Source organism: Streptomyces sp. NPDC056987 (assembly GCF_042673865.1).
Lineage (GTDB): Bacteria > Actinomycetota > Actinomycetes > Streptomycetales > Streptomycetaceae > Streptomyces.
The window spans coordinates 185,434-201,116 of the sequence record NZ_JBHURV010000008.1 but is presented as its reverse complement, the minus strand read 5'-3'; the positions used below and the strand labels follow the sequence as shown (position 1 = coordinate 201,116).

Here is a 15,683-nt window from a genome sequence, read left to right as displayed (position 1 = left end):
TCAGGCCCCCTTCCTCTCTCCGCCACGGCGTTCCGTGGGCTGGGTCACCCGGTCCAGCATCAGACCGAGGCAGACGATCGCGGCGCCCGCGACCAGGCCTGTCGCCAGGTCGCCCTGGGCCAGGCCGAACACCACGTCGTAACCGAGCGCCCCGCCGCCGACCAGTCCGCCGATGATGACGACGGCGAGGACGAGGACCACGCCCTGGTTGAGCGCGAGGCGCAGCGCGGGCCCGGCGAGGGGCAGTTGGACCTGGCGCAGTTGCTGGCCGCCGGTGGCGCCGAGCGAACGCGCGGACTCCAGCGCCGCCGGGTCGACCTGGCGCAGCCCCTGGGTGGTGATGCGGACGACGGCGGGCAGCGCGTAGACGACGGCCGCGGCCACCGCGGGGGCCCGGCCCACGCCGAAGAGCGCCACGACGGGGATCAGGTAGACGAACTGCGGCAGGGTCTGGAAGACGTCGAGGACCGGGCGGAGCAGCGCCTCGAAGCGGGCGCTGCGGGCCGCCGCGATCCCGGTGGCGAAGCCGATGACCAGGGTGACGGCGACGGCGGCCAGCACCTGGGAGAGCGTGTCCAGCGACGGCTTCCAGACGCCGAGCACACCGATGGCGGCCAGCGCGAGGACGGCGGTGAGCGCGGTCCGCCAGGTGCCGATGAGCAGGGCGAGCGCGGCGACGATCAGCAGCAGCGCCCACCAGGGCAGCCCCTGGAGTCCGCCGCGCAGCGGGTCGAGCACCCAGGTGGTGAAGCGGCCGGCCCAGTCGGCGGTGCCGCCGACGACGGGGACGCCCGAGTAGAGGTGGGCGGTCATCCAGTCGACGGCCGTGTTGACGGGTCCGGCGATGGCGAGCGTCCACCCCGTGGGCCAGTCGAGCCGGTCCAGGAGGCGTCCGGCGAGCGCGACGAGAGCGGCGGCCCCGGCGGCCACGGCCCAGCCGCGCCATCCCGTACGGAACCGGGCCGCCACCGCCGCCACCCCTGCCACCGCCGACGGCGTACCGGAGGGGCGGTCCAGGCCGGAGCCGGCCGCGGCGGTCGTCCGGTCGAGGACCACGGCGAGCAGCACGATCGGCAGCCCGGCGGCGAGCGCCGCGCCGACGTCGACCGAGGCCAGCGCCTGGTAGACGCGGTCGCCGAGGCCTCCGGCGCCGATCACGGAGGCGATGACGGCCATCGAAAGGGCCATCATGATCGTCTGGTTGAGGCCGAGGAGGAGCTGTTTGCGGGCGAGCGGCAGGCGCGCGGTCAGCAGCCGCTGCCACGGCGTCGCGCCGAGGGAGGTGACGGCTTCCATCACGCCGGGGTCGGCGCCCCGCAGGCCGAGCGCGGTGAGCCGGGCCATCGGCGGGGCCGCGTACACGACGGTCGCCAGGACCGCCGCGGGGACGCCGATGCCGAAGATCAGCACGACCGGCAGCAGATAGGCGAAGGCGGGCAGCACCTGCATGGTGTCGAGCACCGGGCGCAGCGCGCGGTGGAGCCGGTCGGAGAGTCCGGCGGCGAGGCCGAGGAGCGCGCCGGCCACCACGGACGCGGCGACGGCGACGACCATCAGCGCGAGCGTCTGCATGGTCGGCACCCACATGCCGAGCACCCCGCACAGGGCGACGGAGCCGGCAGTGGTGAGGGCGAGGCGCCCGCCCGCGACGCGCCAGGCGATCAGGCCGGCCGCCGCGGTGACCCCGGCCCAGCCCATGGCGAGAAGCAGCAGGTAGACGGCGCGCACGGAGAGGACGACGGCGTTGCTGACATGGCCGAGGAAGTAGAGGAAGAGCGGGTGGCTGTCGCGGTTGTCGATGATCCAGTCGCTGGCGCCGCCGAGCGGGCCGGAGAGGTCGACGGTCAGCGCCTCGGGCCAGACGGTGCCGGGCCAGCGGGTGAGGGCCAGCGGGACGAGGACGGCGGCGAAGACCGCGAGCAGCAGCAGCTTGCCGAGCCCGCGCCGGCGGCCCGGCGTGGCGGCGAGGGCTGCGGCCGCCCCCAGGGTCCGGGAGGCTCCGGGGGCGCCCGTGGCGGTGGTCATCGGAGGGCCGCCGCCTCTCCGTCGCCGGGCCGCGCCGCCGGGTCCGCCCCCGTCTCCGTACCGCTCCCCGGGCTGCTCGTCGCGTCCGTACCGGCGACCACGCCGAGCAGGCACGCGTGGTCGACGACGCCGACGAGCCGGCCCGCGTCGACGACCCGCGCCGCGGTGTCGCCGGAGCGGGCCACGGCCTCGATCGCCTCGGAGACGGTGGCGGTCGGCGCGAGGGCCGGGCCCGTGGCGGTGTCCCCGGGGGCACCGGGCCGCATGGCCGCGCGTACGGTGATGACCTGCTCGCGGGGTACGTCGCGGACGAAGTCCCGTACGTACGCGTCGGCAGGCTGCCCGACGATCTCCTCGGGCGTGCCGAGCTGGACGATCCGGCCGTCGCGCATCAGCGCGATGCGGTCGCCGAGGCGCAGCGCCTCGTTGAGGTCGTGGGTGATGAAGACCATCGTGCGGCCCTCCTCGCGGTGCAGCCGGATGACCTCCTCCTGCATCTCGCGGCGGATCAGCGGGTCGAGCGCGCTGAACGGCTCGTCGAAGAGGAGCACCTCGGGGTCGACGGCGAGCGCGCGGGCCAGCCCGACGCGCTGCTGCTGGCCGCCGGAGAGCTGTCCGGGCCTGCGGTCCTCCAGGCCGTCGAGGCCGACCTTGCCGACGACCTCGGCGGCCTTCGCGCGGCGTTCGGCGCGGGCCACGCCCTGGATCTCCAGGCCGTAGGCGACGTTGTCGAGCACGGAGCGGTGCGGCAGCAGGCCGAAGTGCTGGAAGACCATGGCGGCCCGGTGCCGGCGCAGGGCGCGCAACCGGGTCCGGTCCATCGACAGGACGTCCTCGCCGTCGATGGCTATCGCGCCGGACGTCGGCTCGATGAGCCGGGTCAGACAGCGTACGAGCGTGGACTTCCCGGAGCCCGACAGGCCCATGACGACGAAGACCTCGCCCTTGCGGACGTCGAAGGAGACATCGCGTACGGCGGCGGTGCACCCGGTGCGCTCCCGCAGCTCGGGCGCGGGGAGCGCGGCGAGTTCCGGGTCGGCGGGTACGCGGGCGGCCCCCGGGCCGAAGACCTTCCACAGGTCGCGTACGGCGAAGACGGGCGGCTGTCCGTCCGTACCGCCCCCGCCGCCTCCTCCGCTCCCGCTCCCGCTCTCCCCGGTGGCGGCTTCGGATCGTCGGTCGAGTTCGCTCATCGGATCAGCCCTTTCTCCTCGGTCGCTGCCTCGGTGGCTGCCTCGATGAGCAGTTCCGCGCACTTCTCCCCGACCATCAGGACCCCGATCATCGGGTTCACCGCCGGCATCGTCGGGAAGACCGACGCATCGGCGACACGGATGGATTCGAGTCCCCGGATCCGCAGATCGGGTGCGACGACGGCCTGTTCATCGGTGGCGGCACCCATCCGGCAGGTACCGGCGGGGTGGTACACGGTGTGGGCGCACTTACGGGCGTACTCGCTCAGTTCCTCGTCGGAGGTGACCTCCGGCCCCGGCGCGACCTCGCGCTTCAGCCAGGCCGACAGCGGATCGGCGGCGGCGACCCGGCGCGCGATCCGGATGCCGTCGACGAGCGTGCGCCCGTCGTAGTCGTCCTCGTCGGTGAAGTAGCGGAAGTCCAGGGCGGGTTTGACCTCCGGGTCCGCGCTCGTGAGGTACAACCGGCCCCGGCTGCGCGGCTTGGGGATGTTCGGAGTCATCGACACGCCGTGCTCGGGGCGTTGGTACCCGATCCGCTCCGGGTTGTCGGTGAAGGGGATCTGGTAGAAGTGGAACATCAGGTCGGGGCCCTCGGTCTCCGGGTCGCGCCGGACGAACAGCCCCGCGTCGGAGTCCATCGCCGAGTTCTCCGGGATCGGCCCGTCGGTCTCCCAGACGATCACCGACTCGGGGTGGTCGAGCAGGTTCTCGCCGACGCCCGGCAGGTCGTGGACGACGGGGATGCCGAGCTTCTCCAGGTCCGCGCGCGGACCGATGCCCGAGTGCAGCAGCAGCCGGGGCGTGTCGACGGCGCCCGCGCAGACGAGGACCTCGGTGCGGGCCTCGACCAGCTTCTCCGTACCGTCCGCCGTCCGCACCCGTACGCCCGTGGCGCGGGTGCCCTCGAACTCCAGCCGGTACGCCCAGGTCTCCAGCAGCAGATGGAGATTGGGGCGGTCGAGGAAGGGGTGGAGGTAGGCGACGGAGGCGGAGGAGCGCTTGTTGTTCTCCGGGTGGTACGCGAGGTCGAAGAAGCCGACGCCCTCGTGGAAGGGCTTCCGGTTGAAGCCTTCGACGCGGGGGACGCCGAGCGCGGCCTGCGCGGCGTCGACGAAGTCCCGGGCGATGGCGTTGCGGTCGCGCTCGTCGACGGGCACGACGTTGTTGCGCAGCCGGGCGAAGTACGGGTCCATGGAGCCCGCGTCCCAGCCCTCGGCGCCGGCCGCGGCCCACTCGTCCCAGTCGGACGGCAGCGGCTTGAAGGCGATGAGCGTGTTGTGCGAGGAGCAGCCGCCCAGCACCCGGGCGCGGCTGTGGCGGATGTGCGAGTTGCCGCGCGGCTGCTCGGTCGTCGGGTAGTCGTAGTCCAGCTCGCCGCCCAGCAGCCCCATCCAGCGCCGCAGGGTCAGTACGTCCTCGCGGTCGACGTCGGAGGGGCCGCCCTCGATGACGGCGACGGTGACGCCGGGGTGCTCGGTGAGCCGGGAGGCGATCACCGAGCCGGCGGTGCCGCCGCCGACGACGACGTAGTCGTACGTCTCCGCCGTCTCCGCCGCCGTCGCATCCGCCGCGCCCGTCAGGTCCGCCATGTCCACGAGTGGTCTGCTCCTCTGCTGGAGGGTCGTACGAGGTTCTTGCGGCGCTGTTCCAGCGCGGTTCCGGTGCGGTTCCGGGCTTGTTCCGGTCGCGGTCGTCCGGTGGTACGCGGGTACGTCGGTACGTACGTCAGCCCGCGAACCAGCGGACCGGGCGCGGTTCGAGGTTCTGGTAGACGTGCTTGGCCTCGCGGTACTCCGCGAGCCCCGCGGGCCCGAGCTCGCGTCCGATGCCGGACTTGCCGAATCCGCCCCACTCGGCCTGCGGGAGGTAGGGGTGGAAGTCGTTGATCCAGACGGTGCCGTGCCGCAGCCGGCCGGCCACGCGCCGCGCGCGCCCCGGGTCCGCGCTCCACACGCCGCCCGCGAGCCCGTACTCGGTGTCGTTGGCCAGGGCGACGGCCTCGTCCTCCGTACGGAACGTCTCGACCGTCAGGACGGGGCCGAAGACCTCCTCCCGTACGACGCGCATCTCGCGGTGGCACTGGTCGAGGACGGTCGGCTCGTAGAAGTAGCCGCCTTCGGGCCGGGCGGCGGACGGCGCGGGCCGCTTGCCGCCGGAGCGCAGCACGGCGCCCTCGGCGAGCGCGGAGGCGACGTACTCCTCGGTCCTGGCGAGCTGCCGCGCGGAGACGAGCGGGCCGCACTCCACGGCGTCCTCGGTGCCCCGGCCGAGCCGGATCCGGCCGGCGCGGCGGGCGAGTTCCGCGACGAAGCGCTCGCGCAGGGACTCCTCGACGATGAGCCGGGAGCCCGCGGAGCAGACCTGGCCGCTGTGCATGAAGGCGGCGTTCAGCGCCTGGTCGACGGCGGTGTCGAAGCCCTCGTCGGTGGCGCAGGCGTCCGCGAAGACGACGTTCGGGTTCTTGCCGCCGAGTTCGAGGGCGACCTTCTTCACGCCCGGGGCCGCCGCCTCCATCACCTTCGTACCGCTGCTGAGTCCGCCGGTGAACGAGACGAGGTCCACGTCGGGGTGGGCGGAGAGCCGGGCGCCGACCGGGTCACCGGCGCCGGTCACGAGGTTGGCGACGCCGGGCGGCAGTCCCGCCTCGGCGAGCAGGTCGATGAGGTCGACCGTGGAGAGCGGGGTGATCTCGCTCGGCTTGATGACGAACGTGTTGCCCGCGGCGAGCGCCGGGGCGATCTTCCAGCTCGCCTGGAGGAGGGGATAGTTCCAGGGGGTGATCAGCGCGCAGACCCCGACCGGCTCGTGGACGACCACGCTGTGGACGGTGTCCGAACCGGCGTCGACGACCCGGCCGCCGCTCTCGTTCATCACGAGGTCCGCGAAGTAGCGGAAGGCGTCCGCGACGCAGTCGACGTCGACGCGCCCCTCTTCGAGGGTCTTGCCGGAGTCCTTGCTCTCCAGCAGCGCTATCTTCTCGCGGTTGCGGGTCAGCAGGCCGGCGGTCCTGCGCAGCAGCGCGGCCCGCTCGGCGACCGGGGTACGCGGCCAGGGGCCGTGGTCGAAGGCGGCCCGCGCGGCGGCGACCGCGGCGTCGGCGTCCTGGGTGCCGCCCTCGGAGACGACGGCGAGCACCGTCGCGTCGGCGGGGTCGAGGATGTCCCGCGTGGCACCGGAGGCGGCAGCACGCCACTTTCCGTCCACATGAATCGTCTGTTGTGCCGACACGTCGCGTATTGCCTTCCATTCCCGGAACATTCCTCACCAGCGAGAACTGGCGATTCAGGCATCTGCCCAGGGGGGTGGAAAGCATGCGTACGGTGTGACGGAAAGTGCCTCGTGTCACTCGGCGGGTGCCGCCCCGCCGGATGCCGCCCCGGCGGGTGTCACTTCCGTCACGCCGTACCCGGCGCTTACGGTGCTCAGTCCTCCGCGGGCTCGTCCTGGACCCGGAGTCCCGCCACCCACAGCGGCATCAGCCAGTGCGTGATCAGCGCCACGGCCAGCGCGTACGGCAGCGACACCGTCACATCCGTGTCCCCGAGCACCCGGGCCCCGACGAAGCCGAGCGTGCCGCCCAGCAGCAGGACGAGCATGGCCCGGTGGGCCCGCGCGCCGACCCGGTCGCGCTCCGCGCGCTGCCGCTCGTCCAGCACCCGGCCGCGCAGCTCCAGCAGCCCGCGCGTGGCGCTGTTGATGACGCCGGTCGCGAGGAACCAGGGCAGCAGCAGCCCGATCATCACGAAGAGGAGCCACATCCGCCCCGTGGCCTGCGCCACGCCCCAGGTCACCGCGATGGACACGGTCAGCGCGATGTGGGCGGCGACGACCAGTCTCCGGCGGGCGGCCGTCGCGTGGAACGCCCGGGCCTCGCCCCGGTTCATCAGCGCGCTCATGCGCCGGTCGTACGCCGTGGGCGCCGGCGTCGGCGCCTCCCGCCCTGCCGTCTCTCGTGCGGTCATCACTGCTTCCTCCCGTAGACCTTGTCCGTGAGCGGGCTGAAGGGTTCGAGGGAGAACAGCGCCTCCACCGGGAGGCCGAAGTACTCCGCGATCCTCAGGGCCAGGTCGAGGCTGGGGTTGTACTGCCCCCGCTCGATGTAGCCGACGGTCTGGTAGTGGGCTCCCACCGCCTCGGCCAACTGCTGGCGTGACACGTTCCGTTCGGCCCTCACCACGGCCAGCCTGTTGTGCACCTGCTCGCTCATGTATAAGAAGTACTACATTCACGAGGAGGTTGACAACACCGGTGGCGCGAAAAGGCCCCGTACGGCCGGTGGCGGTCCGGCGGTACGGGGCCTTCGTTCAGCGGGGTCCGGTCGGATCAGGCGGGTCGGATCAGGCCGGTGAGGTCAGGCGGGTCAGATCAGGCGGGTCAGATCAGGCCGAGCTCGCGCACCGCGTCGCGCTCCTCCGCCAGCTCCTTGACCGAGGCGTCGATCCGGGCGCGCGAGAAGTCGTTGATCTCCAGGCCCTGGACGATCTCGTAGGCACCGTTCTTGGTGGTGACCGGGAAGGAGGAGATCAGGCCCTCCGCCACACCGTAGGAACCGTCCGACGGGATACCCATCGAGGTCCAGTCGCCCTCGGCGGTGCCGTTGACCCACGTGTGCACGTGGTCGATGGCCGCGTTGGCGGCGGAGGCGGCCGAGGACGCGCCACGGGCCTCGATGATCGCCGCGCCGCGCTTGGCGACGGTCGGGATGAAGGTGTCGGCCAGCCACGCCTCGTCGTTGACGGTCTCCGCGGCGTTCTTGCCCGCGATCTCCGCGTGGAAGATGTCCGGGTACTGCGTGGCGGAGTGGTTGCCCCAGATCGTCAGCCGCTTGATGTCGGAGACCGTGGCGCCGGTCTTCGCCGCGAGCTGCGAGATGGCGCGGTTGTGGTCGAGGCGCGTCATGGCGGTGAAGCGCTCGCGGGGTACGTCCGGGGCCGCGGCCTGGGCGATCAGGGCGTTGGTGTTGGCCGGGTTGCCCACGACGAGGACCTTGATGTCGTCGGCGGCGTGGTCGTTGATCGCCTTGCCCTGCGGCTTGAAGATGCCGCCGTTGGCCGCGAGCAGGTCGCCGCGCTCCATGCCCTTCGTACGGGGGCGGGCGCCGACCAGCAGGGCGACGTTCGCGCCGTCGAAGGCGACGTTCGGGTCGTCGGTGATCTCGATGCCGCGGAGCAGCGGGAAGGCGCAGTCGTCCAGCTCCATCGCGGTGCCCTCGGCGGCCTTGAGGCCTTGGGGGATTTCGAGGAGACGCAGCTTGACCGGCACGTCCGCGCCGAGGAGCTGGCCGGAGGCGATGCGGAAGAGCAGCGCGTAACCGATCTGGCCGGCCGCGCCGGTGACGGTGACATTCACGGGAGTGCGGGTCATGGCGGTCTCCGTAAGACAGTCTGGCGGTGGGGGTCCCTGCCCCTGATGCGGGACATCTCCCCAGCACCCTTCCGCATGGGGACCGGTGTTCGACCGTCCGTCATCCGAATCTTGACGTGAAGAGATATCCAGCGGTCAGGCTATCCGACCCGGGACAGCCCGCGCCCGCGCCCCCTTTGTGGGGCACCTCACGGCGCGGGCGGGTGCCGGTGCGGGTACCTGCCCGAGGAGCGCGCCGAAACCGGTGCGGGTGGTCGCCTCACTGCGGGGGTGTGGTGCAGCCCGTCTCGCCGGTCTTGAGCGTCGCGCAGGCCTTGACGCTCGCCTCGTCCGGCGCCGCGGACATCGCGGTGTACGCGTTGGTGGCGGTCTCCACCGCGCCGCTCTGGCTCTCCCCCTTCACGGGAGTGATCCGTATCTCGTCGCCGAGGGCCGCCTGCGTTATTCGCGCCCAGGCGGCGCCGCAGGTCTTGCTGTAGCGGACCTCGACCAGCGCCGTGCCGACCGTGGCGCTCGCGATCGTCCGGGCGAGCTCGCCACCGCACCCCATGGCTTCCGGGTCCTTGCCGGCGCACGCGTCACCGGCGCACTTCACCCCTTCGGGGAGCACCGGTGCGCTGGTGGACGCCTTGGGCGACGGGGACTGCGCGACCGCCTTGCCGTCGCCGTCACCGCCGAGGCTGGTCAGCGTGAACGCGGCGGCGATCACCACGAGGGCGCCGACGACACCGGACACGAAGATCGTCACCTTGCGCCGGCCGCCGCCCTTGCGCCCCGAACCGGAACCCGAACCCGGGCGAGGGCCGGTGCCCGAGCCGGGACCTGACGGACCGCCGGGTGCCCGCCGGGTCGTGGCGGAGGCCTGCGCCGCCCCGTCCGCCCGGTGCGCCCCATGGGCTCCATGTGCTCCAGGGGCTCCGTGGCCCCCTTGCCCGGGTACGGAGCCACGCCCGGGGCCGAGATCGACCGTCGCGCCGGCGCCGGGGGAGGCAGCGCCGCCCGCCCCGATGACCGGATTCTTTCCGGACTCGGCGAGCGCTGTCCGCGCCTGGGAGATACGGATCGCTTCCATGGTCATGTCGTGACGCATCTCGGAACGGCTCCAGGCCCGCTCCGCCAGCTCCCACATCGTGGTCAGATGGCCCTGATGGGTGCCGGTGACCTGGGCCAGTGCGACGACCGCGCCCTTGGGCGGGAGCAGCCGCCCGCTCAGATAACGCTCCCACGACGTCTTGCTGTAGCCGGTTCTGTCGGACACGGCGGCGATGCTCAGACCACTGCGGTCGACGAGCCTGCGCAATTGGCTCGTGAACTCACTGACCTCCGGATCGAGCCCTTCCGGTAGCGCCTTCCAACGAGGCATTCCGCCTCCCCCTTGTCCCCCCGCACGTGCCTGATGAACCCCGCGCTGTCCCTGCTCCCCCGCGCCGCCCTTGCTCCCCGGCGCCGTTCCCCCCGCGCCGTCCTCCCGCCGCCGCGACGGGCGCGCCCAGCCAGGATGCCAGGATCCGGGTGAGGCGCGCACGGGAGCATTCGGAGCCGTACAGACGCGTCGGCGCGCGCCCCCGGCCCGAACACCACTTCAGTCTCCCATCCGTTGCGGACTCTTCACACCATGGCGGAATCGTCACTTCCGTGCCACAGGCATCAAGGAGATCTTGAAGGGGTTCGGCCGGTCCGTGACGCTGAGTGCACCGCCACGGACAGACGGCGCCCGTCCTTCCTCGGGGGTGAGGACGGTCGCCGTCCCATTTTCTCGGCGTTCCTCGGCGTTTCCTCGGCGTTCCTCGGCGTTCCTCGTCCTTCCGGGGCCTATGGCCGCTTCCAGTCGAAGCACTCCTCCGGGGCGGTCGCCTCGGCGGCGGTTGCGTCGGTGCCCAGGCAGATGCGTGCCGAGGCCGCGTTCCCGTCGCCCGCGATGTCCGTGGAGAGATAGCTCTCGGCGGCGCGCGCGTCCTCGACCACGATCCGCTGGGCCCGCCCGCCGGGCACGCTCAACTCCGCGTACTCCCCCACCCGCAGCCCGGTCGTCCGCAGCCACAGGGCGCGGCAGGTCTCGCCGTACCGGAGTTGCAGCCGCTGTCCGCCCGAACCCGTGAACGTGGACAGGGTCGTCACCATGTCCCCGACCGCGCAGGACATCGCCCCCGGGTTGAGCCCCACGCAGGCGGCGCCGACGCACTTCGGCGCCACCGGGTTCGCCGTACGCCACTCCGCGGCCACGGGAGGCCGCCCGCCCGCCACCCCGGCTCCCTCGCCGCCGGGCGGCCGGGCGACGACCAGCGCGATCGCGCCGGCGCCCACCACCGCGGCGCCCACGAGCAGCCACGCGGCGCGGCGTCCGCCACGCCTGACGCGCCCGCCGTGCCCGCCGTGCCCGCCAACGGGTGCCGTACCGCCGGGGGACGTACCGCCGGAGGCCATGCCCGCGGAGGCCATGCCGCCTTCGGAGACCGTGTCCGCTGCCGCCGTTCCCGCGCGGCCGCTCCAGGCCGCGTCGGCCAGTTCCCAGAGAGCGAGCAGCCGGTCGGCCGGCTCGTGCGCCTGCGCGCACAGCACCGTGACCGCCGTCCTCGGCACGGGCTTCGTACCGTTGAGGTAGCGCTGCCAGGACGACTTGCTGTACGGGGTCCGCGCGGCCAGGGCCGCCAGGCTCAGCCCCGTACGTTCCCGTAACGCGCTCAACTCGGCGGCCAGCCGCGCGCATTCGGCGGCCACCGGGTGTCCGACGTTCACCTGCGCAGCTCCCCCCAGGTGTCGGGACCGACGATGCCGTCGCTCACCAGGCCGCGCCGGGCCTGGAACTTCCGTACCTCTTCCTTGGTACGGACGCCGTACAGCCCGTCGATCTCCCCCGGTTCGAAGCCCTGTTTGCGCAGCAGGCACTGCACCTCGACCACGTCCCGGCCGTTCCCGTTGAGATCGACCAGCGCCTCGCGGGTCAGGCTGTGCCCGGCGTAGGCGGCGCCGTCCTTGCGGTCGTCGGCGCATTCGTACGTACGGCCGGGGGCATACACCACGGCGGCAGGGACGCTCCCGGAGTCTCCGTCGTCCGGCGCGAGCAGCAGCCCGGCGCCGAACGCGGCGGCCATGGCGACGAGTCCGCCGCCGACCGCCCACCACAGCGGAACCGCGCGCCGGGGCCGGGACGGGGAGCGCGGCTCGCCCGGTTCCTCGTTCTCCGGGGGCGCCGCTTCCTCCGCCGTTTCCGCCTCCGCCGCCGTCTCCTCGGCGCGGCCGGCGGAGCCGTCATCGTGGGCGGTCGCGTGGGCGGTCCCCGGCTCCGCGGCCTCCGTCCGCGCGTTGGCCTCCGCGGCCACCTCGTGCAGCACGAGCAGCCGGGTCGGATCCGCTCCGCACGCCCTGGCCAGTTCTTCCACGGCCGCCCTGGGCACCGGCTGCTTCCCGTTGAGATAGCGCTCCCAGGAGGAGCGGCTGTATCCGGTCTTCGCCGCGAGCCCGGTGAGCCCGAGGCCGGACCGGTCCTTGAGCCGCCTTAATTGAATGAGCAGTTGTAAATCCTTCTCCGGTAACTCCGAAGGCAGTTCTTTCCAACGCGGCATGTCCACCTCATGCGTAAGTCGGATGTCCGGGGTCCCTCCCCACACCCTCTCCTCCCCAGGGCGCCGCCGTCCGACGCGCGGTTCCGCCTCCTGACGCGGACCCACCGCCTTCCGGCCACCTCCGTACTCCTCACCGGAGGCGCCGGACCGTCCCACACCGTCCCACCGCGTCCCATGGAGCGGCGTATCCCCGCAGGCCGGCGCGGTACCTGTCCCACGAGGGCCCAATTCGCCGGATCGGCCTGGCCGTACACCGACCTGACGCGGAACAGTCTGTGGTGCACACCGGGCGGCGCGGTCCACCCCGCGCCGCCCCTCTACAACAAACGGGGAGAATTCGACCGATGAACATCCGCAGGAACATCGCTCTCGCCAGCGCCGTGGCAGCCTTCAGCGGTCTCGCCGTCGTCGGACCCGCCACGGGCGCCTTCGCCGCCAACCAGAGCGACCGGGCCCAGGGCTCCGTGGGCCAGGAGGCCCGCGTGCTGGCGGCCTGCCCGAAGGGCGAGTACGCACACAAGGCACTCCAGAACGGCGTCCGCGGCTGGACGGCGAACTACAGCAGCACCATGACCGCCGTCATCGGCGTGGGCAACACCGGCAACCACGTCACCGAGGCGCAGTGCATGCTCCTCGGCTGGGGCTTCAACCCGCAGGGCGTGGACGGGACCTTCGGCGCCAACACCAAGGCGGCCCTCATCAAGTTCCAGAAGGACCAGAGGATCTCGGCCGACGGCGTCGTCGGCAAGACCACGTGGAGCCGGCTGCGCAACCCCCAGTGATCCGCCTCGTCGCGTGATCGCACCGCATACCACGGCGGCCCGTCCTCCTCGGGGGAGAGGACGGACCGCCGTCACGCATTGGCCGTGGCTATGGCTATGGCTATGGCTATGGCTATCGCACGGTGAAGTGCAGGGTGTCCTCCAGGAACGGGATCTCCAGCCACGGCTTCGGTTGCGTCATCAGCGAGAGCAGCACGATCGTCACGCCGAGCAGCCCGTACGTGAGCATGTCGGTGAAGCGCGAGCGCACGGCGAGCATGCCGACGGAGGGCAGGACCCGCCGCATGACCGCGCCGCCGATGAGGGCGATGCCGATCAGGATCGTGCCGATACGGAACGCCTCGGCGAAGGGGTGCAGGCCGACGATCAGCAGCCCGAGGCCGGTCGTCCCGAGCACGCTGAGGAGCGGCCACTGGCGGGCGGGCGCCGGGGCGTCCAGGGGCGCGGCCCGGCCGCCGCCCTCGGGGCGCGCGGTGTCGCGGGTGAGCGAGAACCGCCTGCCCGGCTCGTCCGCGCCGGAGGTGTCGGCCGTACGGGAGGAGTCGTCCACGCCGGAGGTGTCGTCCGCGCGGGGCGCGTCGTCCGTACCGAAGGGATTGCCCGTACCGGAGGAGTCGGCCGCCCTGATCGTCGCCCCTCCGGCTTCTCCGGCCACGCCGGTCTCACCGGCCGGTTCCGCGACGACCGTGCCCTTTCCCGCCGTACCGGTCCCGGCACCACCGGTGGTACCCGGCTCCGTCTCCGTACCGCCGTCCGCGCCTGTCCCCGTGCTCGTACCCGCACCGGTACCTGCTCCCGTACCCGCGCCCGTACCGGTACCCGTGCCCGTACCCGCGTCCCGGCTCGTGCCAGCACCCATCACCCGCACCCCTTTCCGCTCAGGTTCCCGCTCGGGTACGCGCTCAGCCCGCGTCCTTGACCGAGCGTTCCGCCGCCTCGACGACATTGACGAGAAGCTGTGCGCGGGTCATCGGCCCGACGCCGCCCGGGTTGGGCGAGATCCAGGCGGCCACGTCCGCGACGCCCGGGTGGACATCGCCGACGATCTTGCCCTCGCCGTCCCGGCTGACGCCGACGTCGAGAACGACCGCGCCCTCCTTGACGTCCTCCGGGTTGATGATGTGCGGCACACCCGCCGCGGCCACGATGATGTCGGCCTGCTTGAGCAGCGCGGGCAGGTCACGCGTACCGGTGTGGCACTGCGTGACGGTCGCGTTCTCGGTCTTACGGGTCAGCAGCAGCGGGATCGACCGGCCCACGGTGATACCGCGCCCGACGACCACGACATGCGCGCCGTTGATCTCGACGCCGTGGTGGCGCAGCAGCTGGATGATGCCGTACGGGGTGCAGGGCAGCGGCCCCGTCTCGTTGAGCACGAGCCGGCCGAGGCTCATCGGGTGCAGCCCGTCGGCGTCCTTTTCCGGGTCCATCAGCTCCAGCACCCGGTTGGTGTCGATGCCCTTGGGCAGCGGCAGCTGCACGATGTAGCCCGTGCATTCGGGGTTGGCGTTCAGCTCCGCGACGACCGCCTCGATCTCCTCCTGCGTGGCGGTGTCGGGCAGCTCACGCTGGATGGAGGCGATCCCGACCTGCGCGCAGTCGCGGTGCTTGCCGTTGACGTACCAGCGGCTGCCGGGGTCGTCCCCGACCAGCAGGGTTCCGAGACCGGGTGTGACACCCCGCTCCTTGAGGGCCGCCACTCGGACGGTGAGATCGGACTTGATCGCGGCTGCGGTGGCCTTGCCATCGAGAATCTGGGCGCTCATGCCCCCATCCTCGCGGAAGACCCCTCCCCGGTTCCAATCCGTGCCCCCGCCGCGTCCCCGCACACGCGCACGCGCACCCGCACGGGCGCCGGCACAGGAGGTTGCACTTGCACAACACCTGAGAAAGGCGACTGGACAAAATCATCCGTTGATAACACGATTGCGTCGCAGTGCGGCCGGCGTCGGGGGGCAGACCGCTCAGACCGCTCAGTCTTGAGAAGTTCCTCCACGCGGGCTTTCCGTCCCCGCATCACCCAACGGAGGAACCCTGTCATGAGCTTCGGCGACCCGAACAATCCCTACGGCCCCCAGGGCCAGCAGCCCGGTTACGGGCAGCCCCAGGGTCCGCCGCAGGGCCAGCCGGGGTACGGCTACCCGCAGGGCCAGCCCCAGCAGCCCCCGGGCTACGGCTACCCGGCCCCGCCGCAGGCCCCCATGGGCTACGGCTACCCCGGTGGCCAGATGGAGATGCCCAGTCTGATGAAGACGGCGCGGGTCCTGCTCTTCATCTTCGCCGGTTTCCAGATTCTCGCGGGGCTCATCATCGGCGTCATCCTCGGCCTCCTCAGTGACGCCGCGGGCGACACCACCGGCGCCGACATCGTCGGCGGCATCGGCATCCTTTTCGGCGTCCTGCTGCTCGGCATCGGCGCCCTCTCCATCTTCCTGGGCGTCAAGTTCGCCACCGGCGGCACCGGGATCCGTGTGACGACGATCGTCTACGCCTCTCTCGCGCTCCTCGGCGGCCTCAGCAACCTGGTCACCGGAGGAGGCGGTTCCGCCACCTTCGGCGGGATCATCTCGCTCGCCTGCAGCGGGATCATCCTCGCCTCGATGGTGAACGGTTCGGCTTCCGCGTGGTTCAACCGCCCGCGCTACTGACGCCCCTCAGTCCGTCAGCATTGTCAGTGCGCCGCTTGGGCACACCACGAAAAGCAGCGAACCGCCGAAGGCCGCGTTTCCCCGGAAGGGAAGACGCGGCCTTCG

General features: G+C 72.3%; 14 protein-coding genes. 2 read left to right on the top strand and 12 right to left on the bottom strand.

What is annotated here, in order from left to right; translation table 11 throughout:
- From ACFTZC_RS12515 to ACFTZC_RS12470, 10 genes are all read right to left on the bottom strand, one after another.
- Positions 1-2,025, bottom strand: coding sequence for an ABC transporter permease (locus ACFTZC_RS12515; protein ID WP_382888770.1), 2,025 nt, complete (start codon positions 2,023-2,025; stop codon positions 1-3).
- Entirely contained in the window at positions 2,022-3,218 is a 1,197-nt protein-coding gene (locus ACFTZC_RS12510; RefSeq protein ID WP_382888769.1) for a glycine betaine/L-proline ABC transporter ATP-binding protein, read from the bottom strand. The genes ACFTZC_RS12515 and ACFTZC_RS12510 overlap by 4 nt, the downstream gene beginning before the upstream one ends.
- Entirely contained in the window at positions 3,215-4,810 is a 1,596-nt protein-coding gene (locus tag ACFTZC_RS12505; protein WP_382888823.1) for a GMC family oxidoreductase, read from the bottom strand. Before ACFTZC_RS12505 ends, ACFTZC_RS12510 begins: the two co-directional genes overlap by 4 nt.
- A gap of 136 nt (positions 4,811-4,946) precedes the next feature.
- Positions 4,947-6,479 (bottom strand): aldehyde dehydrogenase family protein, encoded by a 1,533-nt coding sequence (locus ACFTZC_RS12500; RefSeq protein WP_382888768.1) that lies wholly within the window; start codon positions 6,477-6,479, stop codon positions 4,947-4,949.
- A 164-nt stretch (positions 6,480-6,643) separates the two neighbouring features.
- A complete protein-coding gene (locus ACFTZC_RS12495) occupies positions 6,644-7,183 on the bottom strand; it encodes a hypothetical protein (protein WP_382888767.1) in 540 nt (179 codons plus the stop codon).
- Positions 7,183-7,428, bottom strand: a complete 246-nt coding sequence (locus ACFTZC_RS12490; RefSeq protein WP_365807253.1) for a helix-turn-helix transcriptional regulator — start codon at positions 7,426-7,428, stop codon at positions 7,183-7,185. Before ACFTZC_RS12490 ends, ACFTZC_RS12495 begins: the two co-directional genes overlap by 1 nt.
- Positions 7,429-7,595: 167 nt before the next feature.
- Positions 7,596-8,585, bottom strand: a complete 990-nt coding sequence (locus ACFTZC_RS12485; protein ID WP_382888766.1) for a malate dehydrogenase — start codon at positions 8,583-8,585, stop codon at positions 7,596-7,598.
- 259 nt (positions 8,586-8,844) lie between these two features.
- Positions 8,845-9,948, bottom strand: a complete 1,104-nt coding sequence (locus ACFTZC_RS12480) for a helix-turn-helix domain-containing protein (protein WP_382888765.1) — start codon at positions 9,946-9,948, stop codon at positions 8,845-8,847.
- A gap of 449 nt (positions 9,949-10,397) precedes the next feature.
- Entirely contained in the window at positions 10,398-11,321 is a 924-nt protein-coding gene (locus ACFTZC_RS12475; RefSeq protein ID WP_382888764.1) for a helix-turn-helix domain-containing protein, read from the bottom strand.
- Complete coding sequence (locus ACFTZC_RS12470) at positions 11,318-12,148, bottom strand: helix-turn-helix domain-containing protein (protein ID WP_382888763.1); 831 nt, start codon at positions 12,146-12,148, stop codon at positions 11,318-11,320. The genes ACFTZC_RS12475 and ACFTZC_RS12470 overlap by 4 nt, the downstream gene beginning before the upstream one ends.
- 344 nt (positions 12,149-12,492) lie before the next feature.
- On the opposite strand from ACFTZC_RS12470, the gene ACFTZC_RS12465 reads away from it, so the two are divergent.
- The gene (locus ACFTZC_RS12465) at positions 12,493-12,930 is read left to right on the top strand and encodes a peptidoglycan-binding protein (protein ID WP_382888762.1); all 438 of its coding nucleotides are present in this window, start codon (positions 12,493-12,495) and stop codon (positions 12,928-12,930) included.
- A gap of 112 nt (positions 12,931-13,042) precedes the next feature.
- On the opposite strand, the gene ACFTZC_RS12460 is transcribed toward ACFTZC_RS12465, so the two are convergent.
- Together ACFTZC_RS12460 and ACFTZC_RS12455 are read right to left on the bottom strand one after the other, a co-directional pair.
- On the bottom strand, positions 13,043-13,789 hold the full coding sequence (locus ACFTZC_RS12460; protein WP_382888761.1) for a DUF3017 domain-containing protein: 747 nt from the start codon (positions 13,787-13,789) through the stop codon (positions 13,043-13,045).
- A 43-nt stretch (positions 13,790-13,832) separates the two neighbouring features.
- Entirely contained in the window at positions 13,833-14,696 is an 864-nt protein-coding gene (locus ACFTZC_RS12455) for a bifunctional methylenetetrahydrofolate dehydrogenase/methenyltetrahydrofolate cyclohydrolase (RefSeq protein ID WP_382888760.1), read from the bottom strand.
- A 273-nt stretch (positions 14,697-14,969) separates the two neighbouring features.
- On the opposite strand from ACFTZC_RS12455, the gene ACFTZC_RS12450 reads away from it, so the two are divergent.
- Positions 14,970-15,578, top strand: coding sequence for a hypothetical protein (locus ACFTZC_RS12450; RefSeq protein WP_382888759.1), 609 nt, complete (start codon positions 14,970-14,972; stop codon positions 15,576-15,578).
- Positions 15,579-15,683: the final 105 nt, after the last annotated feature.